25 protein-coding genes are annotated in these 25,016 nt (G+C 68.6%); 17 read left to right on the forward strand and 8 right to left on the reverse strand.

Going from position 1 to position 25,016, the window contains the following annotated elements; all coding sequences use genetic code 11:
* Positions 1-7 precede the first annotated feature (7 nt).
* The 5 genes from FGL98_RS08195 (at position 8) to FGL98_RS08215 (ending at position 5,173) form a co-directional block, all read left to right on the forward strand.
* Complete coding sequence (locus tag FGL98_RS08195; RefSeq protein WP_186526051.1) at positions 8-1,201, forward strand: energy-coupling factor transporter transmembrane component T; 1,194 nt, start codon at positions 8-10, stop codon at positions 1,199-1,201.
* A complete protein-coding gene (locus FGL98_RS08200; RefSeq protein WP_146316267.1) occupies positions 1,198-2,793 on the forward strand; it encodes an ABC transporter ATP-binding protein in 1,596 nt (531 codons plus the stop codon). The genes FGL98_RS08195 and FGL98_RS08200 overlap by 4 nt, the downstream gene beginning before the upstream one ends.
* A complete protein-coding gene (locus FGL98_RS08205; protein WP_146316268.1) occupies positions 2,790-3,632 on the forward strand; it encodes an ECF transporter S component in 843 nt (280 codons plus the stop codon). The genes FGL98_RS08200 and FGL98_RS08205 overlap by 4 nt, the downstream gene beginning before the upstream one ends.
* 222 nt (positions 3,633-3,854) lie before the next feature.
* The gene (locus tag FGL98_RS08210; protein ID WP_146316269.1) at positions 3,855-4,403 is read left to right on the forward strand and encodes a bifunctional adenosylcobinamide kinase/adenosylcobinamide-phosphate guanylyltransferase; all 549 of its coding nucleotides are present in this window, start codon (positions 3,855-3,857) and stop codon (positions 4,401-4,403) included.
* Between the two features lie 2 nt (positions 4,404-4,405).
* A complete protein-coding gene (locus FGL98_RS08215) occupies positions 4,406-5,173 on the forward strand; it encodes an adenosylcobinamide-GDP ribazoletransferase (RefSeq protein WP_146316270.1) in 768 nt (255 codons plus the stop codon).
* Positions 5,174-5,187: 14 nt separating this feature from the next.
* Here FGL98_RS08215 and FGL98_RS08220 read toward each other — a convergent pair whose 3' ends face one another.
* Complete coding sequence (locus FGL98_RS08220; protein WP_186526052.1) at positions 5,188-6,012, reverse strand: phosphatase PAP2 family protein; 825 nt, start codon at positions 6,010-6,012, stop codon at positions 5,188-5,190.
* A 63-nt stretch (positions 6,013-6,075) separates the two neighbouring features.
* Positions 6,076-7,194, reverse strand: a complete 1,119-nt coding sequence (gene gcvT / locus FGL98_RS08225; protein WP_146316272.1) for a glycine cleavage system aminomethyltransferase GcvT — start codon at positions 7,192-7,194, stop codon at positions 6,076-6,078.
* Positions 7,195-7,287: 93 nt separating this feature from the next.
* Between gcvT and FGL98_RS08230 the strand changes: the two genes are divergently transcribed.
* Positions 7,288-8,763: a leucyl aminopeptidase gene (locus FGL98_RS08230; protein ID WP_146316273.1), complete on the forward strand. Its 1,476-nt coding sequence runs from the start codon at positions 7,288-7,290 to the stop codon at positions 8,761-8,763.
* 139 nt (positions 8,764-8,902) lie between these two features.
* On the opposite strand, the gene FGL98_RS08235 is transcribed toward FGL98_RS08230, so the two are convergent.
* Positions 8,903-9,091 carry a DUF5302 domain-containing protein gene (locus tag FGL98_RS08235; RefSeq protein ID WP_146316274.1) on the reverse strand — a complete coding sequence of 63 codons (189 nt, stop codon included), beginning with the start codon at positions 9,089-9,091 and terminating at the stop codon, positions 8,903-8,905.
* 182 nt (positions 9,092-9,273) lie between these two features.
* Here FGL98_RS08235 and lpdA point away from each other — a divergent pair, with 182 nt between their 5' ends.
* The 3 genes from lpdA to FGL98_RS08250 are packed head-to-tail and all read left to right on the forward strand — an operon-like array spanning position 9,274 to position 13,347.
* On the forward strand, positions 9,274-10,653 hold the full coding sequence (gene lpdA / locus FGL98_RS08240; RefSeq protein WP_146316275.1) for a dihydrolipoyl dehydrogenase: 1,380 nt from the start codon (positions 9,274-9,276) through the stop codon (positions 10,651-10,653).
* 44 nt (positions 10,654-10,697) lie between these two features.
* A complete protein-coding gene (gene sucB, locus FGL98_RS08245; RefSeq protein WP_146316276.1) occupies positions 10,698-12,428 on the forward strand; it encodes a 2-oxoglutarate dehydrogenase, E2 component, dihydrolipoamide succinyltransferase in 1,731 nt (576 codons plus the stop codon).
* Between the two features lie 13 nt (positions 12,429-12,441).
* A complete protein-coding gene (locus FGL98_RS08250; protein ID WP_146316277.1) occupies positions 12,442-13,347 on the forward strand; it encodes a TIGR01777 family oxidoreductase in 906 nt (301 codons plus the stop codon).
* Positions 13,348-13,521: 174 nt separating this feature from the next.
* Here the strand turns inward: FGL98_RS08250 and FGL98_RS26255 are convergent, their stop codons facing one another.
* Positions 13,522-13,800 carry a VOC family protein gene (locus FGL98_RS26255; RefSeq protein WP_342779957.1) on the reverse strand — a complete coding sequence of 93 codons (279 nt, stop codon included), beginning with the start codon at positions 13,798-13,800 and terminating at the stop codon, positions 13,522-13,524.
* Between the two features lie 108 nt (positions 13,801-13,908).
* On the reverse strand, positions 13,909-14,100 hold the full coding sequence (locus tag FGL98_RS25340) for a hypothetical protein (RefSeq protein WP_186526053.1): 192 nt from the start codon (positions 14,098-14,100) through the stop codon (positions 13,909-13,911).
* A 239-nt stretch (positions 14,101-14,339) separates the two neighbouring features.
* Here FGL98_RS25340 and FGL98_RS08260 point away from each other — a divergent pair, with 239 nt between their 5' ends.
* From FGL98_RS08260 to FGL98_RS08270, 3 genes are read left to right on the forward strand one after another with little or no spacing between them, the layout of a single operon-like run.
* Positions 14,340-15,323, forward strand: a complete 984-nt coding sequence (locus tag FGL98_RS08260; protein WP_222432059.1) for an ABC transporter ATP-binding protein — start codon at positions 14,340-14,342, stop codon at positions 15,321-15,323.
* Positions 15,323-16,135 carry an ABC transporter permease gene (locus tag FGL98_RS08265; protein WP_146316278.1) on the forward strand — a complete coding sequence of 271 codons (813 nt, stop codon included), beginning with the start codon at positions 15,323-15,325 and terminating at the stop codon, positions 16,133-16,135. Before FGL98_RS08260 ends, FGL98_RS08265 begins: the two co-directional genes overlap by 1 nt.
* Positions 16,136-16,145: 10 nt before the next feature.
* Positions 16,146-16,958 (forward strand): ABC transporter permease, encoded by an 813-nt coding sequence (locus FGL98_RS08270; RefSeq protein WP_146316279.1) that lies wholly within the window; start codon positions 16,146-16,148, stop codon positions 16,956-16,958.
* Here FGL98_RS08270 and FGL98_RS08275 read toward each other — a convergent pair.
* Positions 16,951-18,528 carry a serine/threonine-protein kinase gene (locus FGL98_RS08275; protein WP_146316280.1) on the reverse strand — a complete coding sequence of 526 codons (1,578 nt, stop codon included), beginning with the start codon at positions 18,526-18,528 and terminating at the stop codon, positions 16,951-16,953. The two genes, FGL98_RS08270 and FGL98_RS08275, sit on opposite strands and share 8 nt — an antisense overlap.
* 74 nt (positions 18,529-18,602) lie before the next feature.
* Between FGL98_RS08275 and FGL98_RS08280 the strand changes: the two genes are divergently transcribed.
* Complete coding sequence (locus tag FGL98_RS08280) at positions 18,603-19,802, forward strand: citrate synthase (RefSeq protein WP_146316281.1); 1,200 nt, start codon at positions 18,603-18,605, stop codon at positions 19,800-19,802.
* Positions 19,803-19,825: 23 nt separating this feature from the next.
* On the opposite strand, the gene FGL98_RS08285 is transcribed toward FGL98_RS08280, so the two are convergent.
* Positions 19,826-19,999, reverse strand: coding sequence for a hypothetical protein (locus FGL98_RS08285; RefSeq protein WP_222432060.1), 174 nt, complete (start codon positions 19,997-19,999; stop codon positions 19,826-19,828).
* A 73-nt stretch (positions 20,000-20,072) separates the two neighbouring features.
* The gene (locus FGL98_RS08290) at positions 20,073-21,242 is read right to left on the reverse strand and encodes a citrate/2-methylcitrate synthase (RefSeq protein WP_146316282.1); all 1,170 of its coding nucleotides are present in this window, start codon (positions 21,240-21,242) and stop codon (positions 20,073-20,075) included.
* A gap of 271 nt (positions 21,243-21,513) precedes the next feature.
* On the opposite strand from FGL98_RS08290, the gene FGL98_RS08295 reads away from it, so the two are divergent.
* The 4 genes from FGL98_RS08295 to FGL98_RS08310 all read left to right on the forward strand — a co-directional run bounded on the left by FGL98_RS08295 (position 21,514) and on the right by FGL98_RS08310 (position 25,003).
* Complete coding sequence (locus tag FGL98_RS08295; RefSeq protein ID WP_146316283.1) at positions 21,514-22,443, forward strand: SGNH/GDSL hydrolase family protein; 930 nt, start codon at positions 21,514-21,516, stop codon at positions 22,441-22,443.
* A 33-nt stretch (positions 22,444-22,476) separates the two neighbouring features.
* Positions 22,477-23,109 (forward strand): lipoyl(octanoyl) transferase LipB, encoded by a 633-nt coding sequence (gene lipB, locus FGL98_RS08300; RefSeq protein ID WP_146316284.1) that lies wholly within the window; start codon positions 22,477-22,479, stop codon positions 23,107-23,109.
* 95 nt (positions 23,110-23,204) lie between these two features.
* Entirely contained in the window at positions 23,205-24,230 is a 1,026-nt protein-coding gene (gene lipA / locus FGL98_RS08305) for a lipoyl synthase (protein ID WP_146316285.1), read from the forward strand.
* A gap of 5 nt (positions 24,231-24,235) precedes the next feature.
* Complete coding sequence (locus FGL98_RS08310; protein WP_146316286.1) at positions 24,236-25,003, forward strand: DUF4191 domain-containing protein; 768 nt, start codon at positions 24,236-24,238, stop codon at positions 25,001-25,003.
* Positions 25,004-25,016 lie beyond the last annotated feature (13 nt).

The raw sequence follows: 25,016 nt of genomic DNA on the forward strand, positions 1-25,016 counted from the left end.
CCCCCGCGTGACCACAGCAGCAGATCTCCTGTCTCGCCCGCGCCTCCTGCACCCGGTGGCATGGTGGATCTGGGGTCTGCTGCTCGCGGCGAGCGCCACCCGCATGACCAACCCGTTCCTGCTGCTGCTGATCTGCGCGATTGTCGGCTGTGTCGTGTTGCAGCGCAAGGAAGTCGGGACCAGAAACGCGCTCGGTCTGTTCATCGGCATCGCGCTGCTGGCCGTGGTGGTGCGTGTCGCCATGATGGTCCTGCTCGGGTCCTCCGTCGGTGGACGCATCACTCTGGTGACCCTGCCAGAGGTGCCCCTGCCGCACTGGATGGCCGGCGTGCAGCTCGGTGGTCCGGTGATGCTCGCCGGACTGCTCGACGCCCTCTACACGGGTCTGCAGCTGGCCGCCGTGCTGCTGTGCGTCGGCGGCTGCAATGCGCTGGCTGATCCGCGCCGGCTGCTGCGCTATGTGCCCGCGACCCTGTATGACGCCGGGACGGCAATCGTGGTCGCCATGACCTATGTGCCGCAGCTCGCCGAGGACGCCGCATCGGTGCGCCGCGCCCGGCGGCTGCGCGGCCACAGCGGCCGAGGCCTGCGGGAGCTGGCAGCACTGGTCGTCCCGGTGCTGGAGAACTCGCTGGAGCGCTCCATCTCGCTGGCCGCATCGATGGAATCGCGCGGCTACGGCCGCGTTACCCTCGACCGTTCCGCACGCCGCCGAGCCACCGCCCTGACCATCATCGGGCTTGCGGGTGTGCTCGTGGGTCTCTTCGGCCTGCTCGGTGGACCCACCCCGGCATCGCTGGGGCTACCCGTCCTGGTCGGCGGTCTGGTGATTGCCGCCATGGCCCTCATGACCGGTGCCCGTCGTGACCAGCGCACGCCTTACCGACGCGATCCCTGGGGCCTGCCTGAGACGCTCGTCGTACTCTCCGGTGTTGTGCCCCTGGCCGTGGTCTCGGTGGGTCTGCGCCGGGGATGGTCGGGGATCGTGCCCGCCCAGGTGCCTGCGACACTCCCCCATGTCTCGGTCGCCATCGCCCTTGCCCTTCTGGTCGCCGCGGTCCCCGCTGTGCTGGCGCCGCGGACTCCCCGTCGAGCCGAGCGCGAAGACCGACGCCGGCTGCGGCCACCGACCGACCCGGAGCAAGGGCCACCGATCTCGTCGCTGCGCCGGGATCCCGAACTGTCACGGTCCAAAGCATGATTCACCTCACGGCACTGTCGATCACGTATGCCGGTGCAAGCCGGCCGGCGATCAGCTGCCCAGACCTGACCATCGACGAGGGCGAACTGGTGCTGCTGGTCGGCCCGACCGGCAGCGGCAAGACGACGCTGCTGCGCTGCCTGAACGGGCTCGTCCCCCACTTCAGTGGGGGCACGCTCGCCGGACGGGTGCTGATCGACGGGCGCGACACCCGCGACCACCGGCCGCGGGACCTCGCCGAGCTCGTGGGCTTCGTCGGCCAGGATCCGCTGTCGGGTTTCGTCACCGAGAGCGTCGAGGAGGAAATCGCCTACGGCATGGAGACTCTTGCGGTCGGTCAGACCGCCATGCGCCGACGGGTCGAAGAGGTGCTCGACCTGATGGGGTTGGCCGATCTGCGAACCCGACCGCTACGAGAGCTGAGTGGCGGCCAGCAGCAGCGGGTGGCGGTCGCCGCGGTGCTGGCCTCCGGACCCCGCACTCTCGTGCTGGATGAGCCGACCTCGGCGCTGGACCCGGTGTCGGCAGAGGACGTACTGGCGTCTCTCGACCGCCTGGTGCACGATCTCGGCGTCACCGTGGTGCTGGCCGAGCACCGGCTCGAGCGCACCATCCATCACGCGGACAGCGTGATCCTGGTCGAGGCCGGCCGCGCCACCGAACCGCTGGCGCCCTCCGATGCGATGCAACGGGCGCTCAGCGTGCCACCCGTGGTGGAGCTGGGCCGGGAGCTCGGCTGGTCGCCGCTGCCCCTGTCCATCCGTGACGCGCGCCGACACGCGACGGATCTGCGACGCACCCTGCCGGACCGTCCGCAGCCGCCGGTTCCAGGCGGCGAGGCGACGATTCGGGTGAAGCGGCTGTATGTGCGCCGCAGCGCGCGTCCCGTGCTGCACGAGATCGATCTCGCGGTGGCCGGCGGCCGGGTGACGGCGCTGATGGGACGCAACGGATCGGGCAAGTCGACTCTGCTCGGCGTGCTCTGCGGCCTCGTCCGCTCGCACTCCGGATCGGTCGACGTGTGCGGACTGGATCCTCGGACCAGCCGCCCACGGGATCTGATCGGCGTTGTGGGCATGGTGCCGCAGGACGCCGGGAGTCTGCTCTACAGCGACTCGGTGGAGGCCGAGTGCCGCAGCGCAGACCGCGACTTCGACGCCACCCCCGGCACCGCGGCGGGCATCCTCTCCTCGCTCGCCGCCCTGGACCCGACCCGGCACCCCCGCGACCTGTCCGAGGGTCAACGCATGCTGCTCGCGCTGTCGGTCATCCTTGCCGGAGACCCGAAGGTGCTGCTGCTCGACGAGCCGACCCGGGGACTGGACTACGGCGCGAAACGGCGGCTGGCGGACCTGCTGCGCGCGCGTGCCGCACGCGGGGTGACGGTGCTCATGGCCACACACGACGTCGAGATCGCCGCGGAAGTTGCCGACGATGTGCTGCTGCTCGCGGACGGTGACGTCATCGGCGCAGGTCCGGCACGCGAGATCCTCTGCGACTCACCGTCGTTCGCGCCGCAGGTGGCAAAGGTGATGCACCCACGCAGCTACCTCACTGTGCACGACGTGCTCGCTGCACGGGATGCACGATGAGCCCTCGCCGCAGGGACGAGCTGCTCGTCTGGCGGTGGTCGTCGACCGTCACGATGACCCTGATGACCATCGTCGGGTTCCTCAGCTTCACCTGGCCGTTCTTTGTGTCGTCCGAGTCGACGCTCGCCACCTCGAACGACGCCCCGTGGCTCTTTCCGGTGCTGGTCGGTCTGCTGTGCCTGGTGCTGGTGGCACAGCTGTCCGGCGGCACGATGGACGCAAAGTCGGTTGCCGTGCTCGGGGTGCTCGCGGCCATGGGTGGCGCGTTGCGCGTGCTGTCGGCAGGAACTGCCGGCCTCGAGCCATTGTTCTTTCTCCTCGTCCTTGGTGGGCGGGTCCTCGGCCGCGCCGGTGGCTTCCTGCTCGGCGCCTTCGCCATCACCACCGGAGCCTTCCTGACCAGCGGAGTCGGACCGTGGTTGCCGTTCCAGATGTTCGCCGCGGGGTGGGTGGGTATGGGTGCGGCGATGCTGCCCGCGGTCCGGCCCCGACTCGAGCGCTGGATGCTCACCGCCTACGGACTGGTCGCCGGACTCGCCTATGGCGCCATCATGAACCTGTGGTTCTGGCCCTTTCTCGGCTCCTCGGCGCCATCCGGAGCAGGCTTTGCGGCGACAGCCTCGCTGGCGACACAGCTGCAGCACTACGCGGTGTTCTACGGCCTGACCTCACTGGGTTGGGACCTGCCACGCGGCGTGCTCACCGCCGTCCTGGTGCTGCTGGCCTGCCACCCGGTCCTGGCGGCCCTGCGCCGTGCTCTGCGACGCGCAGCCTTCGACGCGGCGCCGACCTTCGACGTCCGTACCAGTCGAGGCACGAGCGAGGACTTCGTGGGGTGACAGTCGGGGTCCCCGCGCAGTACCGAGCGAGGCACGAGCGAGGACTTCGTGGGGTGAGAGTCGGGGTCCCCGCGCAGTACCGAGCGAGGCACGAGCGAGGACTTCGTGGGGTGACAGTCGGGGTCCCCGCGCAGTACCGAGCGAGGCACGAGCGAGGACTTCGTGGGGTGACACTAGGCTGTGCTCGGGTGCGACGACGACGGAGGAGACGGTGAACACACAATGACGACGACGTTGGTGCTCGGGGGTGTGCGCAGCGGCAAGAGTCGCCACGCGACTCGGCTGCTGCCGCAGGATCAGTCGGTCACGGTCATCACGCCGGGCGGCAAGCCGACCGACGACGATCCGGCATGGGCGAGTCGAGTGGCCGCACACCGCGCCGCCCGCCCGAACGGGTGGACGACCGCTGAGTCGAGCGACGTGACGCGGGGCATCCTGCGCGCCCGCACCCCGGTCCTCGTCGACTGCCTCGGCACCTGGGTCACGGCGATCATCGACGCCGCGGGCGCCTGGGACGACCGCGAAAAGGCCACCGAGCTGGTGACGACGGCGACGCAGGAGCTCGTCGCGATCTGGGCCAACGCCCCCTTCGACTGTGTCGCCGTCAGCAATGAGGTCGGGATGTCCCTCGTGGCTCAGACCGCCTCCGGCAGGCTGTTCCAGGATCTGCTCGGCCAGGTCAACGCCCAGGTGAGCGCGGTGAGCCACCGCACGCACCTCGTCGTCGCCGGGCGGGTCCTCGACCTGTCCGATGCGCCACTCGTCGGCTGACGTTGCTCCTGGACGCCGGCCGGCTGGCGGTCGGCACCCTGACCGCTCTGCCGGTCCCTGCGCCGAACACGATCGACCGACGCCGGGCGGGCCTGGCCATGGTGCTCGCTCCCCTCGTCGCGGTGCTGCTGCTGGTGCCGCCGGCCGTGCTGGTCACCATCGCGCACCTGGCCGGCCTTCCACCGCTGGTCCAGGCCACCGTCTGCATCATCGCGCTCGCGCTGTGCACCCGCGGGCTGCACCTGGACGGGCTGGCCGACACCGCCGATGGTCTGTCGGCGAGCTATGACCGGGATCGCGCACTCGCGGTCATGCGCACCGGAGATGTCGGACCGTCCGGGGTCGCGGCGGTCACGCTCACCCTCATCCTTCAGATTGCCTGCGGCACTGTGCTGCTCGGTTCTCATCGGGGTATGGCGCTCGCCGGCGTGGCCGTCCTGGTCAGTCGTGCGGCGCTGACCTGGGCCTGTACGCGAGGGGTGCCCGCCGCGCGACCGGGCGGGCTGGGAGCCACCGTCGCACAGAGCGTCCACCCGGCCGTCGCTGCGGGCGCGACCGTGCTGCTGGCGGGCGTCAGCGTTGCGGCGACTGCGCTGACCGGATCACCGTGGTGGTGCGGGCTCGTCGTTGTCGCCGGCGGTTTCGTGGCCGCGGCGGGCGTGGTCGGTCGGTGTGTGTCGCGGATAGGCGGCATCAGTGGCGACGTGCTCGGTGCGAGTGTCGAGACCACCCTCGCCGTCGGGCTGCTGGTCGCAGCGGCCTGCAGCTAGCGAGCCCTCGGCGGCTAGCCGCGCGACGCGAACTCCGGACGCTTGCGGCACCGCGAGCCGGCCTCGTCGCGGTCCGGGGCGGGCTCAAACGCGCGGTGACCGCTCAGCAGCCGCTGGATGCCGAAGGCCAGCGCAGTCACGGCCGCGCCCGCGATGCAGTCCAGCACGAAGTGGTTGGCCGTCCCGAGCACCACCAGGAAGGTCGTCGCCGGGTAGGCGACGGCGAGCACCCGGACCCACACCCTTGACGACAGCGCGTAGATGCACACCCCGCACCAGAAGGCCCAGGCACAGTGCAGGCTCGGCATGGCCGCGAACTGGTTGGAGTGGTCCACCACGGTCGGGGTGCTCCACGACATGGCGCTGTGGAAGAGGACCGCGGTGTCGATGAAACCGCTGTGCGGCAGCAGCCGTGGCGGCGCCATCGGCATGATGTAGAACCAGGTCAGGGCAATGGCGGTCAACACGACCAGGGCCGTGCGCGCCGCGCGATAGACCCGCGCGTGAAAGGCGAAGAGCCAGATGAGCACTGCGGCGGTGACTGTCAGGTGAAAGAACGAATAGTCGAACTCGGCGAGTCGACCGATCGTCGGGTGGGCCGCGAGCCAGTGGTTCAGCGTCAGTTCGATGTCGACATGCCACCGCACCGTCAGCTCGAACAGGTCCTGGCTACGGTCGATGGCCGCGTGTTCCTGGGTCGGGACCAGGTTGTGGAGGCGCTCGTAGATCACATCGAGCACGATCAGGATGAGCACCTCATGCCACCAGCGCAGCGGCCGATGGACACGCAGTCCTTCGGGCAACAGTGCGACACGGCGGGATTTCTGTCGCTGGAGCACCATCCCAGCCTAAGTGATGGCAGGGCGCACCGCCGCGCAGCCCGCCGTACCGGGCGTGGCTCCTCAGTCGGTCGCCACCTGCACGAAGGGTGGCTTGACGACCTTCATCGGCAGCTCTCGACCACGGACGTCGACGACGACCTCGTCATCGACGGCGGCACCACGATCCAGCAGCGCCAGTGCGACGCCCTGTTTGAGGGTCGGCGACATCGTCCCCGAGGTGATCACGCCGATCACTTTCCCGTCGGCGTCCCGCACCTCACAGCCCTGTCGCGGAATCCCCCGGCCGGTGGCCAGTAGCCCCCAGGCAAGCCGGCAACTCTTCTCCGCACGCTGAGCGACCAGCACGTCCTTGCCCCAGAACGTGTCCTTCTTCCAGCCGACCGCCCAACCGGCCCGAGCCATGTTGGGCGTGATGTCCATCGTCAGCTCGTGCCCGTGCAACGCATAACCCATCTCGGTGCGCAGGGTGTCCCGCGCACCCAGCCCGCAGGGCAGACCCGCATACGGCTCCATCGCCTCGACCAGCGCATCCCACAGGGCCGGCGTGTCCTCCCATCGTGGGACGAGCTCGTACCCCTTCTCGCCCGTGTATCCCGAACGGAGCACGATGACCTCGCGGCCCTGCCAGTCCGAGGTCGTGAACGACATGTAGTCGTGGTCGGTCGGCAGCCCGAGCGCCTGGAGAACCTCCGCGGACTTCGGTCCCTGCACGGCGATGATGCCGTAGGCCCGGTGCAGGTTGGTCACCTCGACGCCGTCCGGCGCCTGCGCCCGCAGGCGCCGGACCACCTCGGCGGTATTGGCGGCGTTGGGCACCAAGAACAGCTCGTCCTCGCTGCGGAAATACTGAATGAGGTCATCGACAACGCCACCGGTCCGCTCGTCGCAGCACATGGTGTACTGCGCCTTCGGCGGCTCCACCTTGCGCAGTTCGTTCGTGAAGCAGCCGTTGACGAAGTCGGCCGCGCCGGCCCCCTTCACCAGGGCCTTCCCCAGGTGGCTGACGTCGAAGATCCCGACCCGCTCCCGCACGGCGGTGTGCTCGGCCAGCACTCCCCCGCCCGGATACTGGACGGGCATGTCCCATCCGCCGAAGTCGGCCATCTTGGCGCCGAGCGCCATGTGCCGCTCGTGCAGCGGGGAGGTCAGTGGTCCGTCGTTCGAGGTGGCGTCAGTCATACGGCGCACCGTACCGCCCGCACGCACGCGTATCCTCGCGGGAGGCTCACAAGTCGTCACCCCGAGAGGAATCATCCGTTGACAACGTTGTCCATGACTGATCGTCCCACTGCCAAGACCAGGGCCCAGGCGCTCGCACTGCTGTCAGTCAAGGACGGCGAGGGTGCTCGCATCGCCGCGGTCGACGGCCTTGCTGCGGCCGCCCGTGACCATCTCAACTCCGCACTCGCGACCGTCGGCGCCACCGCCGGCGAGGATGAGGTGCTCCGCTTCTCCGGCATCCCCGGCGACGACCGCCTGGTGCTCGTCTCCGGCTGTGGACTGGCGCAGGACCCGACCGACGACGACGCCGAGGCCATCCGACGCGCCGCGGGAGCAGCCGCTCGCGCGCTGGCCGGCAAGGCGGACAAGGCGTCCTTCCTCTTCCCCGCCTCGACCCCTGCGCTGGCCACCGCGGTTGCCGAAGGTGCCCTCTTCGGCGCGTATGCCTTCAACGCCTACCGCAGCAAGCCCACCAAGCCGCTCGGCGGTATCACGGTGCACACACCGGTCGCGACCAAGGTGCGCGCCGCCGCCAAACGTGCGCAGATCGTGGCGACCCACCAGGCCTGGGCCCGCGATCTCATCAACACCCCGCCGCTGGACCTCTTCCCCGGATCCTTCGCCGACCGGGCGAAGGAGTACTTCGCGGACTCGAAGGTGCGAGTGCAGGTGCTCGACGAGGTGGCCCTCGCCAAGCAGGGCTGCGGCGGTTTGATCGGGGTAGGCCGTGGCTCGGCGCGACCGCCGCGCCTGGTCAAGCTGACCTACCAGCCGGCCAGGGCCAAGTCGCACCTTGCGCTCGTCGGCAAGGGCATCACCTTCGACTCCGGTGGCCTGTGCCTCAAGCCGGCCACCGGCATGATCACGATGAAGGACGACATGTCCGGCGCGGCCGTGGTCGCTGCGGCCACCGCCGCGATCGCCGAGCTAGGTCTGCCGATCGCTGTCACCACTTACCTGTGCCTTGCCGAGAACATGACCGGTGCGGATGCGCAGCGTCCGGGCGATGTGGTGACCATGCACAACGGCAAGAGCGTTGAGATCATCAACACCGACGCCGAGGGCCGCCTGGTGATGGCCGACGGTCTGTCGTTCGCCTCGGAGGTGAAGCCGGACCTGGTGATCGATGTGGCGACACTGACCGGCGCCGCCGTCCTCGCGCTCGGTCCGCGCACCACCGCCGTGCTGACCAACAACGACGCGGTCAGCGACGAGGTGCTGCACGCGGCACAGGCCGTCGGCGAGTCGATGTGGCCGATTCCGCTGCTGCACCACCTGAAGGCCGACATGTCGTCGAACGTCGCCGACGTCAAGCACACCGGTCGCCGGGAGGGCGGGATGATCACCGCAGCTCTCTTCCTCGAGGAGTTCGTCGGCACCGGCGCCGACGGCGAGGCGCTGCCCTGGGCCCACCTGGACATCGCCGGCCCGGCCTACAACGACGGCACCGCGTACGGCTACACGCCCGTCGGAGCCACCGGGCACGCCGTGCGCACCCTCGTCGCGCTCGCCGAAGGCCGCGCCTGACCGACGGTGACACAGAACTGCCCGAGCACTCACGATGAGTGCTCGGGCAGTTCCGTATCCATCAGGACTTCGTAGGGTGAAGTCTTGCGGCCCTCGCGAAGTACTGAGCGACGAAGGAGCGAAGACTTCGTGGGGCGACCTAGCCTGACTTGCGGCGGAACATCTGCTGCGCGCCGCTCGTCTCGGGGCCGTGCGCGCCGTGCGCCTTCGAACGGCCGCTGCGATCGGAGACGTCCTTGCCTCCGTGTGCCTGCTTCTTGTCGAGAGCCTCTCGGAACTTCTGTTTGCTCTCCTCGGAGGGACCGTTGTGCTGTGCGTCATGGGTCATGGCGTTCTCCTCGTGGTCCGGGTACAGCCACTGTCGCACGTGGACGCGCTCGAGGCCAGGGAATTGCGCCACGTCCCGGTTCCACGACATGGACAGTGCACCGGGCGGGTGCACGTGAGCGCCGTCTCAGTGACAAGATGGGCCGGGTAAATCTTGGAGCCAGCGCAAGGGAGCGTTCGCACATGGCGGCTGACGCCGGTCAGACCTACGACATCGTCGTCCTGGGTGGAGGCAGTGGGGGGTATGCCTGCGCACTGCGCGCGGCAGAGCTGGGGGCGTCGGTGGCGCTTGTCGAGAAGGGCAAGCTGGGCGGCACCTGCCTGCACCAGGGCTGCATCCCCACCAAGGCTCTGCTGCACGCGGCAGAGATCGCGGACAGCGCTCGCGACGGCGCGAAGTTCGGGGTGAAAACCACCTTCGAGTCCGTCGACATGGGTGGCGTCCACTCCTACAAGGACGGCGTCGTCTCGCGCCTGCACAAGGGTCTGCAGGGCCTGGTGAAGGCAGCGTCGATCGACTACATCGAGGGCGCGGGCGTCCTCACCGCGCCGGACACCGTGACCGTCGGTGGTCGCGCCGTGAAGGGTCGCAACGTCGTGCTGGCCACCGGGTCCACCGCGAAGTCACTGCCCGGCCTGGAGATCGGCGGCCGGATCATGACCAGCGACCAGGCCCTGTCCATCGACTTCGTCCCCGCGCGGGTAGTGGTGCTCGGTGGCGGAGTCATCGGCGTCGAATTCGCCTCTGTCTTCAAGTCGTTCGGTGCCGAGGTGACCATTGTTGAAGCCCTCCCACGGCTCGTCGCCGCCGAGGACGAGGCAATCTCCAAGCAGCTCGAACGCTCCTTCCGCAAGCGCAAGATTGCCGCGAAGACCGGCGCCAAGCTCACGAACGCGACTCAGCAGGGCGACGTCGTGACCGTCTCACTCGAGTCGGGCGAGACGCTCGAGGCGGACCTGCTGCTCGTTGCTGTGGGCCGAGGGCCGGTCACTGCGGGACTGTGCTACGAGGAGCGGGGCATCGCCATGGACCGCGGATTCGTGACCACCGACGAGCGCCTGCGCACGAACGTCCCCGGCGTGTATGCCGTGGGCGACATCGTCCCGGGCCTGCAACTGGCACATCGCGGCTTCGCTCAGGGCATCTTCGTCGCGGAGGAGATCGCCGGGAAGAACCCGGCTCCGATCGAGGAGAGCGGCATCCCCCGGGTGACCTACTGCGATCCGGAGATCGCCTCCGTCGGGCTCACCGAGGCGCAGGCGAGGAAGAAGCACGGCGAGGTCGCCACCTACGAGTACAACCTCGGTGGCAATGGCCGCAGCCAGATCCTGCAGACGCAGGGGTTCGTGAAGGTCGTCCGCGCCGCGAACGGCCCGGTGGTCGGCGTGCACATGATCGGCGCCCGGATGGGTGAGCAGGTCGGTGAGGCGCAGCTGATCGTCGGCTGGGAGGCCCTGCCCGATGATGTCGCCACCATGATCCATGCCCATCCAACCCAGAACGAGGCACTCGGCGAGGCCCATCTCGCCCTTGCCGGTAAGCCCCTGCACGCGCATGCGTGAGATGAACCTGCACATTCGCTCGGCGATCTAGGAGACTGTGACCCATGTCTGAACACGTGACCATGCCCGCTCTTGGCGAGTCAGTGACCGAAGGCACCGTGACCCGGTGGCTCAAGCAGGTCGGCGAGGAGGTCGCCGTCGACGAACCGCTGCTCGAGGTCTCCACCGACAAGGTGGACACCGAGATCCCGTCACCGATCGCCGGAACCGTCCAGGAGATCCTGGTGCAGGAGGACGAGACGGTGCCGGTCGGCTCCGACCTCGTGGTGATCGGGGACGGCGCCCCGTCCTCGGCCGACTCCGGCGGCTCCGACTCTGCGAAGTCGGCGGCACCCGAGACGTCGTCGCAGGATGCCTCCGGCGACCAGAGCGACTCGCAGAGCAACGACGAGAAGCCGGCATCCTCCGATGACTCGGACTCCCCCGCACAGTCCTCCGGTGGCGGCGCCGTGAGCGGCGGGGAGAAGATCACCATGCCGGCCCTCGGCGAGTCCGTGACGGAGGGCACGATCACCCGCTGGCTGAAGTCGGAGGGTGACGATGTCGAGATGGACGAACCTCTTCTCGAGGTCTCCACCGACAAGGTCGACACCGAGGTGCCGTCCCCGGTCGCAGGCAAGCTGACCAAGATCCTGGTGCAGGAGGACGAGACGGTGCCGGTCGGCGCCGACCTCGCAGTGATCGGTGGCGAGGTCTCCGGCGGTGCATCCGCCCCTGCTCCGCAGGAGAAGAAGGAAGAGCCCAAGCAGGAGGAGCCGAAGCAAGAGGCCCCCAAGCAGGAAGAGCCCAAGCAGGAGGCTCCCAAGCAAGAGACCCCCAAGCAGGAGGCCCCCAAGCAGGAGGCCGCCCAGAGTGACGCCGCGGCCTACGTCACCCCGCTGGTGCGTAAGCTCGCCAGCGACAACGGAGTCGACCTTGCCGCCCTGACCGGCACCGGCGTGGGCGGGCGCATCCGCAAGCAGGATGTGCTCGACGCCGCCGCGAAGGCCAAGGAGCCCGAGCCGGCGCAGCCGGCGCCCGCGGCGACGAGCAGCAGCGCCGCTCCGGCCACCGTCCCGCAGGTCTCCGCGAAGCGTGGCACGACCGAGAAGATGACCCGGATGCGCAGGCTCATCGCCACGCGCATGGTCGAGTCCCTGCAGATCTCGGCTCAGCTGACCACGGTGGTCGAGGTCGACGTGACCAAGATCGCGCGGCTGAGGACCAGAGCGAAGGCCGGTTTCGAGCAGCGCGAAGGAGTCAAGCTCAGCTTCCTGCCGTTCTTCGCACTGGCCACCGTTGAGGCGCTCAAGGCGCATCCGATGGTCAACGCCAGCGTGGAGGGCGACTCGATCGTCTACCACGCGTCGGAGAACCTCGGTATCGCGGTCGACACGGAGAAGGGCCTGTTCGTGCCGGTCGTTCAGAACGCCGGCGACCTCAACATCGCCGGCCTGGCGCGCAAGATCGCCGACCTGGCAGCCCGCACGCGCGACAACAAGGTGACCCCGGACGAGCTCGGCGGCGGCACCTTCACGCTGACCAACACCGGCAGTCGCGGAGCGCTCTTCGACACTCCGATCATCAACCAGCCGCAGGTCGGCATCCTCGGTACGGGCACCGTCGTGAAACGCCCCGTCGTGGTCATCGGTCCGGATGGTGACGAGACGATTGCCGTGCGCTCGATGTGCTACCTCGCGCTGTCCTACGACCACCGGATCGTCGACGGTGCGGACGCCGCCAGGTTCCTCGGCACGATGAAGGCGCGGCTCGAAGAGGGCGCCTTCGAGGTATAGGGAAGACACCCACATGCCACAGCGCGTCGCCATTACCGGGTCCTCGGGGCTCATCGGCGGCGCGCTGTCGGCATATCTGAGCGAGCGCGGAGACCAAGTCGTCGCCCTGGTGCGTCGGCCGGTGCGCTCGCCCGCGGAGGTCCGCTGGTCCCCCGGCGAGGGCCGGCTCGACCCGCGAGGTCTCGACGGGGTGTCGGCCGTGGTGAACCTGGCCGGTGCCGGCATCGGGGACCGCCGGTGGACCGCGTCGTACAAGCGCGAGCTCGCGGAGTCGAGGACCAACTCCACCTCCACCATCGTGCGTGCGCTGCACAGTATCGACCACCCCGTGCGCCTGCTGAACGGCTCCGCGATCGGCTACTACGGTGACCGCGGCGACGAGGTCCTCGACGAGTCCAGTGCGTCGGGCACCGGCTTTCTGGCGCAGCTCGTCACCGACTGGGAATCCGCGACCGCCGCCGCGACCGCCGAGGGCCACCCCACTGCCTTCGCCCGCACCGGTCTGGTCCTCGCGCCGCACGGTGGTTCCATGGGGCGGGTGCTCCCCCTGGCGCGTCTGGGGCTCGCCGGACCGCTGGGGAACGGTCGCCAGTGGTGGTCGTGGATCAGCCTGGTCGACGAGGTCCGCGCGCTCGCCCACCTGATCGACCACCCGGAGATCACCGGTGCGGTCAACCTCGTCGGACCCTCCCCGGTGCGACAGGCCGAGGCGATGCGCGCTCTCGGTCGCATCATGCACCGCCCGGCGTTCCTTCCCGCGCCGGCACCCGCGCTGCGCCTGGTCCTGGGCGAGTTCGCCGGTGACGTACTCGGCGGCCAGCGTGTGCGACCCGACGTGCTGGAGGCGAGCGGGTTCACCTGGCAGCATGACGCCGTCGCGGACGCCTTGCGATGGGTTGTGACCGCCCACGCCACGTGAGTGGCTACGTCAGGGCGTCTCGGCGCCACTTGTCGGTGAATTCTGACGTCGGTCTCAGCGTCCATCGGCAGCCGCGCCACCGTGTTGTCTCTAACTATGCAGCAGGCTGGTCCTGTGCCGCAGTATGCCGCTATGCAGTTTCGTTGCTTTACTGCTTAGCGACGAACACTGGGTTCATGACCTCACCGACGAAGCACCGCTACCTCGGCATCCCGGGCCGTGGCACGATCGCGCTGCCCGCCGACGTCCGTCGGCGGCGGCACCTCGACCAGCCGGGTGCCCAGCTGGAGATGACAGAGCGCCCACCTCCACGCCGCCGGTCCGGTGGCGGAGAACGGTCGCGCCGAGCGAGACCAGTCGTTTGGTTTCGTTGGCGAGGTCAGCGGTGACCAGGTCGAAGCGCTGCCGGTTCCTGCCGCTCTTGGGTTGCAGTGGTGGGCCGCCCCACGAGATCTTCCTGCCGCCAAGCGGCGACTACCGCGGTCTCTTCGTCTTCCCAGACCAGCGGCCAACCCAGCGCGTCCCGCCAGGACAGGCCCACGCTCCGGGTCCCGTCACACGTCACTTCGCCGAGGTAGCCGGTGCCCGCAAGGAAGTGGTTACCGATCGGAGCCCAACCTGGGTCTCGTCACCCGGGACCAGTTCACCACCGGGCTCAGCATGACGACCTCGATTCAGCAGCCCGGCCCAGAACGAGGCGTCCGCAGGAACATCGACCACGTCGAAGGTCACCGCTTCCAGTCGCAAGACCATCTCCGCACCCTACGACAGGCTCGAGACCGGAGCGACCAGGTATCCAACGGCCGCAACCATACCCGGCCTGCGCGTGACCGATGCTCGCACGAGATCGCACCATCTTGCCCGAATTGCGAAAACGGGGCCGGATAATGCGATCTCGATGAGGGGTACCCGATGATGTTCACCGACATAGCCACGTGAGCACAGCCGTTATTCAGATGTCAGCGCCAGGACCCGAGGCTAGTCTCGGACGTATGCCGTACGAGTACCCGAGCGTGACTGCTGCTCCCCAATCACCCGGCGTGCCGGCAGCCACCGACTCGATGGTGCACGCACGCGGGCTGCGCAAGACCTTCGGATCGTTCGAGGCGGTCCGTGGGATCGATGTGGATGTGCACCGTGGTGAGGCGTTCGGTTTCCTCGGGCCGAACGGTGCTGGCAAGTCCTCCACGATGCGGATGATCGCGGCGGTCTCCCCCGTCACAGCGGGCACGCTGCGCGTGCTCGGCATGGATCCACAGACCGACGGGCCGTTGATCCGAGCACGGCTGGGCGTATGCCCTCAGGAGGACTCCCTGGACCCGGACCTGCGGGTGCGGGAGAACCTGCTGGTCTACGGACGGTACTTCGGCCTGTCCCGTCGAGCGGTGCGCGCGCGGGCGGACGAGCTGCTGGAGTTCGCCCAGCTGACCGACAAGGCCAAGGCCAAGGTCGACGACCTGTCGGGCGGGATGAAGCGGCGCCTGACGATCGCCCGTGCCCTGATCAACGACCCGGAGATCCTGCTCCTCGACGAACCGACCACAGGCCTCGACCCGCAGGCACGACACAGCCTGTGGGACAAGCTCTTCCGGCTCAAGGAGCAGGGCGTGACCATCGTCCTCACCACCCACTACATGGATGAGGCGGAGCAGCTCTGCGACCGGCTGGTCGTGATGGACAAGGGGGCGATCGCGGCCGAAGGCTCTCCCTTGGAGCTCATCCGGGAGCACTCGACGAGGGAGGTCGCCGAGCTACGTTTCGGCGTCGGCCAGCACGAGGCGCTCGCCGCACGAGTCGCGGACCTGGCGGACCGGGTTGAGGTGCTGCCGGACCGGCTGATGCTCTACACCGAGCACGGCGAGGAGACCCTTGCCCAGGTGCATGGCCGCGGACTGCGCCCGCTGGCCGTGCTGGTGCGCCGCTCCACCCTGGAGGACGTTTTCCTCAAGCTCACCGGCCGCAGCCTGGTCGACTGATGGCCGTCACCACGCTTCCGAGCGGACCGTTCGGGTGGCTGTCGATCACCTGGCGGCTGCTGGACTACTGGATCACGGTGTACCGGCGCACCTGGCGCGGCTCGGTGTTCACGTCGTTCTTGACCCCGTTGCTCTACGTCGTCGCAATGGGGGTGCTGCTCGGCGGTTTCATCAAGACGCCCGCCGCCGACCTGGACGGCGCCTCGAGCTACCTGCTCTTCGTAGCCCCCGGCCTGCTCGCCGCACAGACCATGCAGCTCGTATTCGGCGAGACCACCTATCCGGTCCTGGGTCTGATCAAGTGGCACAAGGTCTATGCCTCGATGGTCGCCACCCCGCTGACCGTGAGCAAGGTCGTCATCGCTCAGCTGGGCTTCATCGCCTTCCGCATCATGTCCGCCAGCGTCGTCTTCATCCTGGTGATGACGCCGTTCGGGGTGTTCAGCTCGGTCGGCGGTGCGCTGGGGGCCTTCTTCGTGCAGCTGTTGCTCGGAATGGCCTTTGCCACACCAATCTTCGCCTACTCGGCGGCGCTGCAGAGCGAGGAGGGGTTCACGGTGATCTTCCGGCTGCTGATGATCCCCATGTTCCTGTTCTCCGGTGCATTCTTCCCGCTGCGCAATCTGTCACCGGTCCTTGAACAGATCGCCCGGATAACCCCGTTGTGGCAGGGAGTCGACCTGACCCGGATGCTCGCGCTCGGAACCTGGGACACCCCGTCGGCCCTGGTCCACCTCGCCTACCTGGTCGTCCTGTCCGTCGCCGGCGGCTGGCTGGCCATCCGCAGCCTTGCGCGGAGGCTCGCGAAGTGAGGGCCGCCGAATGAGCATCGCAGGGGCGGCGCTGGTCGACGCCGCCGGGCGCCGCATGGGCGTCACCCGCTCCACGGGAGTTTTGCTCGGCCGCCACCTGACCGTATTCAGCCGGAACTGGACGTTCTTCGTCACCGGGTTCGCCGAGCCGGTGCTCTACCTGCTCTCGATCGGCGTCGGTGTCGGCAAGCTGATTCCGAGTTTCGACGTCGGCGGGCACACCATTGCGTATGCCGCGTTCGTAGCCCCCGGCATGCTCGCTGCCTCGGCCATGAACGGCGCGGTGATGGACGCGACCTTCAACGTGTTCTTCCGGCTGAAGTATCAAAAGCTCTACGACCAGATCCTCGCGACGCCGCTCACCACGGGGGACGTTGCGCGCAGCGAGATCACCTGGGCCCTGTTGCGCGGCGGGGTGTACTCAGCGGGCTTCCTGGTCGTGATGTCACTGTTCGGACTGATCCACAGCTGGTGGGCGCTGCTTGCGCTGCCCGCCGCGCTGCTGATCGGATTCGCTTTCGGCGCAGTCGGAATGGCGCTCACAACCTTCATGAAGTCCTGGCAGGACTTTGAATACATCACCCTGAGCACTGTGCCGATGTTCCTGTTCTCGGCGACCTTCTTCCCGGCAAGCACCTTCCCGACCTGGTTGCAGTGGGTCATCGACGTGACACCGCTCTACCGCGGAGTCGTCCTGTGCCGCGAGCTCACCACGGGGCAGGTCACCTGGGGGTCCGGCATCTCGCTGGTCTATCTGATCGTCCTCGGCTGCCTCGGGATGGTCCTAGTCGGCAAGCGACTCGAGCGGCTGCTGCTCACGTGATCGATGACCAGTCGACGATGCGCCACCCGGCAGTCGTCCATTGCAGCTGCAGGTCGATCCGCTCCCCCGGATCCGCGACGAGGTGCTTCGTGCCGGTGGTCGTCACGAGGTCGTAGGCCGAGCGGTCGATGGTGGCGCGCACCTGCACGCTGTCCTGGCCGCCGGGCTGCAAGGTCGCCGAACGGACCCGGAAGGTCAGTCCCCGGTAGTGGGCTCCTCGACCGGCAGCCGTTCGCAGACTGGACCGATCCCTGGAGTAGGCCGCCGAGTGGGCCGCCATCGACGCACCGAGCGCGTGCTCGTCGCCGGTGGTCCAGGCGTGCGCACGCGCTGTGACCAGTCGCTGCACCACCTCCGTGGCGTGGTCGGGCAAGGCCGCCGGACCGGCCGCCGCGCTCGATACCCCGGATGCCGATGGCGAAGGCGTAGGCGAAGCCCGTCCGTGCCCCGTCGAAGTCGTAGGCGTCCGGGTCGCGGTGCGCGCCGCATCGGGCGCGGGCGCTGCTGCCTGGTCATGGCGGTGGACCCAGGCAAGGGCGGGTGGGCCGGCAGCCGCCGCACCTGCGCAGACGACCCCCACCGCTGCGCCGAGCGCCGCCACCCGCCGCGTGACGCGACCCCGCCACCAGGGCAGGGTCGGTTCTGCCGATGCGTGACGGGCTTCCGTCCGGGTCTCGACCTGAGCCTGCGCCCGCATCCGGCGAGTCAGTTCGAACGATGGGTCGCCATCCTCCTGTGTGCTGGCCACTCGGGCGCCGGGCGAGCCCTGCACGGGAGCCGGCTCCGCGGTGGCGCAGTCCCAGAGCATCAGGGCGAGGTCTCCCGCCGAAGGTCGCGTCGAGGGGGTATGAGCCAGACAGGACATCACCACGTCGCGCAGCTCCCGCGACAGCTCGGGTGCCAGGTCGGCAAGATCTGGGCGCAGGACCGCCGGTTCCGGCGGAGCTCCGGTCAGAGCCGCCCACGCCACCGCACCGAGCGAATACACATCCGATGCCGGCGACGGGGTGGACCCTGCGAGAACCTCCGGTGCGGCCCACAGCTCAGTCGCCCACACCTCATCGCCCTCGACACCCGCGATCCGGGACACGCCGAGATCGGCGATAAGGGGCTTGCCATCGGCGGTGAGCAGGATGTTGCCCGGGCTGAGGTCGGCATGCACCAGGCCAATTCCGTGCAGGTCGTGCAGCGCCCGGGCAATCGGACACAACACCGTGACCAGCTCCCCTGGAGTGAACCGCTCGCGCGCCCGGATGCTCTGCGCGAGTGATCCGCCCTCCGCGAGCTCGGTGATCAGGACGGCTCGCGGGTCCCCGTCGTCGCCGACCTCCAGGGCGTCGACGATCCGAAGGAGGTGCGGGTGCTCGACGGCTCGAAGCAGCTCCACCTCGTGGTCGAGCTCGTCCACGCCGCCGTCGACAACCTTGGCTGCGAACCGCACTCCGTCCCCGCGTCGCACCGCCCACACCGTGCCACTACCGCCGCGCCCCAGCAGGTGCAGCACCTCATAGCCGGGCAGAGCGGGCGGCGAAGCGTGCGCAGGGTGCGACGTGCCGGTCAGATCATCCATGTCCCTACCGTGGCACCACACACCGACTCGCCGACGAAGTTATCCACAGGACCGGTCTCGCCTACCGTGGGGCCATGAGCCCGACGGCCAGGAAATCGAGCGGGAACGACCTGATCGGCAGCAAGCAGGCGGCCGATCTGCTCGGCGTCCGCGTGCAGACGATCTATGCGTATGTCAGCCGCGGTCTGCTCGAGCGGGTGGGCAACACCAGCCGGCACACGGGATCCGAGTTCCGCCTCGCCGACGTGCAGGCGCTGGCTCAGCGTCATCGGCGGCAGCGCACCGGCACGTTCGAGCTCTCGATCGACACGAGCATCACCTACCTGGACCCGTCGGGCGCCCTGCTGTTTCGTGGCCACGACGCCGTCGACCTTGCAGCACACTCCACCTTCGAGGAGACCGCAGAACTGCTCTGGCAGGTGCCACCCGGAGACTGGTCCGCCGGCCCTGCAGCGCGAAGCATCGCCGCACGCGTGGCGGGCGCAAGCACGTCCCGCACGCGCCCCTCGACACGAGTTCGCCTGGCGTGTGAGATCGCGTCTGACACAGAAAGCCTCCTTGCACTGGCCGGCGACGACGAGAGTCGGATACCCCGCGCCCTGGTCGTCGCGTCGGTGCAGTCCCTGCTGCCCGCAGAGCCCTCACCGCCGGATGGCGCGGCCGGCGTCGCCGACCGGCTTTGGTGTGCGATCGCTGCCCGACGCCCACGCGCCGGCGAGATCGAGGCGCTGCAGGCGGCGCTGGTGCTGCTTGCGGACCACGAGCTGGCGACGTCCTCGATCGCTGCCCGTGCCGCGGCCAGCACCGGTGCCTCGGTCATCGACGCGGTGTCCGCGGGCCTGGCCACCATGGCCGGGCCACGGCACGGGCGCGCGTCCTGGGCCGGCGAGCACCTGTTGGATCGGTCGACGCGCATAGGCGTGGCCGCAACACTCGACGAGCTTGACGGCGCTCCAGCCGGATTCGGACACGTCGTGTATCGCGAGGTCGACCCGAGAGCGGAGCACCTGCTCGACCGGCTGAGCACCTTTAGCGGCTCGTCGGTGCCCATCCTCGACGACCTCGCGCTGGAGGTCTACCGCCGGTGGCAGCTAGTGCCGAACGTCGACATCGCACTCGCGGCGATGGTCCACGATCTCGGGCTTCCCTCCGGTTCAGGCGAGCTCATCTTCATGGTCGCGCGAATGGCCGGTCTGGCCGCCCACGCACTCGAGGAGCGGGGACACCCGATGCGGTTCCGGCCACGCGCGATCTACACCGGCCAGCAGCCCTGATGGGCCACTCCGCCTAGGTCGTGTTACGAAAGTCGTTTGAGCCGGTGCTCGATGATCGTGGCGCGGACGGTGGCGGTGTATCTGAGGGCGAGCTTGTCGTGGCGGGTGGCGAGTGCTCGGTGGTGCTTGAGGATGTTGCTGCCGCACCCGACGGCGTGCCGGTCTTTGTACCGCTCGGTGTGGTCTACGACAAACACGCCCGCACCTTCCTCGGCGGCACGCTCTTGGCAACAACCGTCAGCTACCTCAACTCACGAGGAGGCGTACTCATTAGACCTCATCCGGCACCGGCACGGGGGCCGCCGGTCCGGTGTATCGGGAGCTCGGCCGGAAGATCTTGCGGCCACGGCTCTGCTCCAGGATGTGCGCTGTCCAGCCGATGACCCGGCTCGCGGCGAACGTCGCGGTGAACATCTCGGCAGGGACACCGCAGGCCTGCATGACGACTCCCGCGTAGTACTCCACGTTGGCGCGCAGCGGTCGATCCGGCTTCGCCTCGTCCAGCACCTTCACCACCTCCGACTCCACCTCGACGGCGAGCCGCGCCAGCGGCGTGTCGAGCTCGATCGCGGTCTCCTTCAACAGCTCCGACCGCGGGTCGAGGCCGCGATACACCGCGTGCCCGAAGCCCATCAGCCGCTCACCACGGGCCAGCCGGTGGCAGGCCCACTCCTGCGCCCGGTCGGCTGTCCCGATCTCGTCGAGCGCCGCAAGTGCACGACTCGGCGCCCCACCGTGCAGCGGCCCGGAGAGCGCACCGATCGCGCCGACGACGCACGCCGGCAGATCCGCGCCGGTGGAGGCGATCACGCGGGCCGTGAACGTCGACGCGTTCAGCCCGTGATCGATGGTCAGGCACAGATAGCGGCTGAGCGCCGCGACGTGCTCCGAGGCCGGCTCAGCGCCATTCAGCATCCACAGGTAGCTGCCGACGAAGCCCAGGTCGGGTCGTGGATCTCTCGGCGTCCCACCATGGCTCAACGTGTGTGCCGCAGTGACGAGCCACGGCACGACGGCCGCGGTCTGCAGTGCGGCACACTGCTTGTCCGCGTCATTGCTGTCCCACAGCGGCGCCGCACCGATGAGTTCGCCGAAGGCCGAGACCGCCGTCCGCAGCGTGCCGAGCGGAATGGTCGAGTGCCCGCAGCGCACGACTTCGACCAACCGCCGGCGCAGGTCTGGGGAAAGATCCGCCGCACTCGCGAGCTCGACTCGCCAGCGACTCGACTCCTCTGAATCGGGCAGCGAGCCACGAATCAGCAGGTGCCACACGTCCTCGATGCTTCTCCGACGCGCGAGCTCGGTCGCGTCGAACTGCCGGTAGTGAAAGAACCCCTCGCCACCTCGCACGTCACCGATCTCGGTGTCGACGACGGAGACTCCGGCCAGCCCGGCCGGCGCGATGAGTGGTGCGGTGGGTGTGGTGTTGTCGGTGTCCATACCTGGAGCGTGCGAGTCCCCGTGCCACCGGTCAATGTTGATTGAGTCAACGTCGCACCCGGCCGAGGGAGTTCTCCACAGCGCGGGCGCGAAACTGACTCTGGCGGAGCACAATGGCGGACCGCTATCCTGCGTTTGAAGGGATTTGTTCCGGTCGTCACCGGCGCGGCCTGGACAGCAATAGAAGGCAGGCAGGAAGAGCGGCCCGCTCCGGGGAAAAACTGAGGCAGAACACGCCGCCCGTGCCCTGCGGATCGCAGAGGAGATTGCCATGCCACACCTGCCAACTCGCCGATCAATGGCGGACTTGGACCACGGCGGACGGACTCGAGCCGCCTCAGCTCACGGAACCATCAGGGGGTGGCTCACTCGGTTGGTCGTGCTACTCGCGGCCGTCGCCCTGATCGAGGCCACGTCCGCGGCGCCGGCGCTCGCCAGCCAGCCCCGTCATCCCGCCCAGTACTACCTCTCGCTCGGCGACTCGCTGGCTTTCGGGTACCAGCCGAACCAGGTCGACACCAACCCGGCCAACTTCCGCAGCTACGCGGAGGACTACGCCGCCTTCACTCCGCGGCTGCGACTGGTCAACTACGGGTGTCCCAGTGAGACGACCGGCACCTTCATCAATGGCGGCTGCCCGTGGACCGCGACGGACCATCTTCCGCTGCACAACTCCTACGGCACGGCCACCTCACAGCTGGGCGCCACGGAGGCGTTCCTGACGGCACACCGCGGTCAGGTGTCGCTGGTCAGCCTCGACCTCGGCAACAACGACCTGCTCGCCCTGGTCTACGGCTGCGAGGCCGGCGAGCCCAGCAACCTGCTGACGTGCATCGAAACCGGACTGCCGGGGACCCTCTCCACCATGGCGACCAACCTCGGCAGGATCCTCGCCACCGTGCACCAACTGGCGCCGAACGCGCAGATCGCGCTGTTCAACCTCTACAACCCCCTGGCCCTTGCACTGCCCGGCAGCGACGCACTGATTGCGGTCGTCAACCAGCAGCTCGCGAAGCTGGCGACGGCGTATGACGCTCGGCTCGTCAACGCCTTCGGCGCCATCAACATCAAGGCAGGGTCATTCGCCGAGAAGATATCGGTCTGCGTGCTGACCTGGGAGTGCACAAGCAAACCGAACATTCACCCGACCACCTTGGGCTACTTCGCCCTCACCGGAGCGCTGGCCAGGGCCGTCCGCTGAGACCCGGTCGTTCGTGCGGCGTAGCCTTCGTCCATGCGCATCGAGCATCTCGGATTCGACCCGGACTTCGTCGACTACCAGCAGGCGTGGGAGTCCCAGCGCGAGCTGCACGCCCGCGTCGTGGCCGGTGAGACACCCGACACCACGCTGCTGCTCGAGCACGCAAAGGTCTACACGGCAGGCAAGCGCACGGCGCCGCACGAACGCCCCTTCGACGGCACCCCTGTCATCGATGTCGACCGCGGGGGCAAGATCACCTGGCACGGCCCGGGCCAGCTGGTCGGCTACCCGATCCTGCATCTGCCCGACCCGATCGACGTCGTTGCCTACGTGCGACGACTGGAACAGATGATGATCGAGGTATGCGGTGACCTGGGTGTCGCGACCGGGCGGGTCAAGGGTCGCAGCGGGGTGTGGCTGGAGGCGACCGGCACCCGGCCGGAGCGCAAGATCGGCCAGATCGGCATACGGGTGAGCCAGGGGGTGACGATGCACGGTTTTGCCCTCAACTGCGACTGTGACCTGTCGTGGGCCCAGGTCATCGTGCCGTGCGGCATCCCCGACGCCGGTGTGACCAGCCTCAGCGAGGAGACCGGACGCGACGTGACCGTCGCCGAGGTGCTGCCCTACCTCGAGAAGCGTCTGCCCGAGATCGTCACCGTCTGACTGAGCCGCCGGGCCGTCGACGGATCCGGTCGGCGTACCCTGAATACCGGTTCCTGACCAAAAGTCCGTGTGATCCCGCCACAAAGGAGTCAACTGTGACCGTCGCCCCCGAGGGCCGCCGCATGCTTCGCGTCGAGGCGCGCAACTCTGAGACTCCCATCGAGCGCAAGCCGAGCTGGATTCGCACGACCGCGAAGATGGGCCCGGCCTACACCTCGTTGCACTCCATGGTGAAGTCCAAGGGGCTCCACACGGTGTGCCAGGAGGCCGGCTGCCCCAACATCTTCGAGTGCTGGGAGGACCGCGAGGCGACCTTCCTCATCGGCGGCGACGTGTGCACCCGTCGCTGCGACTTCTGCGACATCGCCACCGGTCGGCCGACCGAGCTGGACCTGGACGAGCCGCGTCGCGTCGCGGAGTCGATTCGGGAGATGGACCTGCGCTACTGCACGGTGACCGGCGTCGCCCGTGATGACCAGCCGGACGGCGCGGCCGGGTTGTATGCCGAGACGATCCGACAGATCCACGCGCTCAACCCGAACACCGGCGTGGAGATCCTGCCGCCGGACTTCGGAGCCAAGCCCGAGCTCGTGGGGCAGCTCTTCGAGGCCGGCCCGGAGGTCTTCGCGCACAACCTCGAGACGGTGCCGCGCATCTTCAAGCGCATCCGACCCGCATTCACCTACGAGAAGTCACTGCGGGTGCTCACGATGGCCAAGGAGGCGGGGCAGATCACCAAGTCCAACCTGATCCTCGGCATGGGCGAGGAGGACCACGAGATCGAGGAGGCGCTGCACGACCTGCACGACGCGGGCTGCGACCTGCTCACGATCACGCAGTACCTGCGTCCCTCTCCGCTGCACCATCCGATCGACCGCTGGGTGAAGCCGCAGGAGTTCGTACACTGGTCGGATCTGGCCGAGGAGATCGGTTTCAAGGGCGTCATGAGCGGCCCGCTGGTCCGTTCGTCCTACCGGGCCGGGCGCCTCTACGCACAGGCCATGCGGCGATCCGGGCGTGAGCTGCCAGAGAACCTGACGCATCTCGCCGCCGCCGCGAGCTCACCCGCTCGACAGGAGGCGGCGTCGCTCGTGGAATCGCGGCTGTCCGAAGTATCCTAGAAGTTATGGCCCGTTCGAAGGACTCATCCAAGACGAAGAAGTCGCCCAAGCCCCCGCGTCAGCGCGGGAAGTTTGCCGAGCGCATCGACCAGTTCAAGACGCTCTACCAGAATGCGCGCAAGCAGAACCCGCGGGTTCCGTGGTACCTGCTGGGGACCTTCCTGGTCGGCCTGGTCGTCTTCATCGTCATCGGCCTGGTGTGGGGTCACCCGATCTACTTCACGATCCTCGGCGTCTTCTTCGGCGCCCTGCTCGCCCTGGTTGTCTTCGGACGGCTGGCCGAGCGCTCGGCCTACGCCTCGCTCGAGGGGCAGCCGGGGGCGACAAGTGCCGCGATGGGCGCGCTGCGCAAGGGCTGGCGCTATGAGCAGGAGCCGGTCGCTGCCGACGGCGGTCGCGCCCGCAGCATGAGCGAGATCAATCAGGCCGCGATGGTATTCCGGGCGGTGGGCAAACCGGGTGTGGTCCTCATCGGTGAGGGTCCGAAGGGCGCCACGACGCGACTGCTGAACTCCGAGAGCAAGCGCATCGCTCGCGTCGCCGGGCCCGAGGTGCCGGTGCACACGCTGCGGGTCGGCGAGGGCGAGGACACCGTGCGAGTCGCCAAGCTGGTCAAGACGATGAACAAGCTCGACAAGAAGCTCACCGATGCCGAGGTCACCGCCGTCACCAAGCGACTGCGCGCGCTCGGCGCGGCCAAGCCGCCGATCCCCAAGGGCTACGACCCGCGGAACGCCCCGCGAATGGACCGGAAGGCGATGCGCGGGCGCTGAGCCGCGCCAGCCC

It is taken from the genome of Leekyejoonella antrihumi (genome assembly GCF_007845645.1).
Taxonomy (GTDB): Bacteria; Actinomycetota; Actinomycetes; order Actinomycetales; family Dermatophilaceae; genus Leekyejoonella; species Leekyejoonella antrihumi.

Coding starts and splice junctions, on each gene's coding strand:
- lpdA (WP_146316275.1), top strand. CDS start 9,274: ATGGCGGCTGACGCCGGTCAGACCTACGACATCGTCGTCCTGGGTGGA.
- FGL98_RS08275 (WP_146316280.1), bottom strand. CDS start 18,528: ATGGATGATCTGACCGGCACGTCGCACCCTGCGCACGCTTCGCCGCCC.
- FGL98_RS08270 (WP_146316279.1), top strand. CDS start 16,146: ATGAGCATCGCAGGGGCGGCGCTGGTCGACGCCGCCGGGCGCCGCATG.
- FGL98_RS08235 (WP_146316274.1), bottom strand. CDS start 9,091: ATGACCCATGACGCACAGCACAACGGTCCCTCCGAGGAGAGCAAACAG.
- gcvT (WP_146316272.1), bottom strand. CDS start 7,194: ATGACTGACGCCACCTCGAACGACGGACCACTGACCTCCCCGCTGCAC.
- lipB (WP_146316284.1), top strand. CDS start 22,477: ATGCGCATCGAGCATCTCGGATTCGACCCGGACTTCGTCGACTACCAG.
- FGL98_RS08205 (WP_146316268.1), top strand. CDS start 2,790: ATGAGCCCTCGCCGCAGGGACGAGCTGCTCGTCTGGCGGTGGTCGTCG.
- FGL98_RS08230 (WP_146316273.1), top strand. CDS start 7,288: ATGACTGATCGTCCCACTGCCAAGACCAGGGCCCAGGCGCTCGCACTG.
- FGL98_RS08250 (WP_146316277.1), top strand. CDS start 12,442: ATGCCACAGCGCGTCGCCATTACCGGGTCCTCGGGGCTCATCGGCGGC.
- FGL98_RS08310 (WP_146316286.1), top strand. CDS start 24,236: ATGGCCCGTTCGAAGGACTCATCCAAGACGAAGAAGTCGCCCAAGCCC.
- FGL98_RS08210 (WP_146316269.1), top strand. CDS start 3,855: ATGACGACGACGTTGGTGCTCGGGGGTGTGCGCAGCGGCAAGAGTCGC.
- FGL98_RS08200 (WP_146316267.1), top strand. CDS start 1,198: ATGATTCACCTCACGGCACTGTCGATCACGTATGCCGGTGCAAGCCGG.
- FGL98_RS08265 (WP_146316278.1), top strand. CDS start 15,323: ATGGCCGTCACCACGCTTCCGAGCGGACCGTTCGGGTGGCTGTCGATC.
- FGL98_RS08280 (WP_146316281.1), top strand. CDS start 18,603: ATGAGCCCGACGGCCAGGAAATCGAGCGGGAACGACCTGATCGGCAGC.
- FGL98_RS08260 (WP_222432059.1), top strand. CDS start 14,340: ATGCCGTACGAGTACCCGAGCGTGACTGCTGCTCCCCAATCACCCGGC.
- FGL98_RS08290 (WP_146316282.1), bottom strand. CDS start 21,242: ATGGACACCGACAACACCACACCCACCGCACCACTCATCGCGCCGGCC.
- FGL98_RS25340 (WP_186526053.1), bottom strand. CDS start 14,100: ATGGTCTTGCGACTGGAAGCGGTGACCTTCGACGTGGTCGATGTTCCT.
- sucB (WP_146316276.1), top strand. CDS start 10,698: ATGTCTGAACACGTGACCATGCCCGCTCTTGGCGAGTCAGTGACCGAA.
- FGL98_RS08295 (WP_146316283.1), top strand. CDS start 21,514: ATGCCACACCTGCCAACTCGCCGATCAATGGCGGACTTGGACCACGGC.